The organism is Vibrio fluminensis, assembly GCF_015278125.1.
GTDB lineage: Bacteria > Pseudomonadota > Gammaproteobacteria > Enterobacterales > Vibrionaceae > Vibrio > Vibrio fluminensis.
In genome coordinates, this window is the sequence record NZ_JADILO010000099.1 from 1 (window position 1) to 326 (window position 326).

General features: G+C 49.4%; 2 tRNA genes and 1 rRNA gene. All 3 read left to right on the forward strand.

Annotation, left to right across the window (positions count from 1 at the left end):
* Window positions 1-83 (forward strand): 16S ribosomal RNA (locus IRQ95_RS22115); the annotation flags it as partial.
* An 87-nt stretch (window positions 84-170) separates the two neighbouring features.
* A tRNA-Glu gene (locus tag IRQ95_RS22120) sits at window positions 171-246 on the forward strand.
* 2 nt (window positions 247-248) lie between these two features.
* Window positions 249-324, forward strand: a tRNA-Lys gene (locus IRQ95_RS22125).
* Window positions 325-326: the final 2 nt, after the last annotated feature.

Genomic DNA, 326 nt, shown 5'->3' on the forward strand with positions numbered 1-326 from the left:
CGCTCACCACTTTGTGGTTCATGACTGGGGTGAAGTCGTAACAAGGTAGCGCTAGGGGAACCTGGCGCTGGATCACCTCCTTATACGATGATTATCGTGATGAGTACCCACACAGATTGATGGTTTATAAAGTAAAAGAGATGAAGATATCCCAATATCTTCAAACCAGTGTCCCGTTCGTCTAGAGGCCTAGGACACCGCCCTTTCACGGCGGTAACAGGGGTTCGACTCCCCTACGGGATACCATTGGGTCGTTAGCTCAGTTGGTAGAGCAGTTGACTTTTAATCAATTGGTCGCAGGTTCGAATCCTGCACGACCCACCATT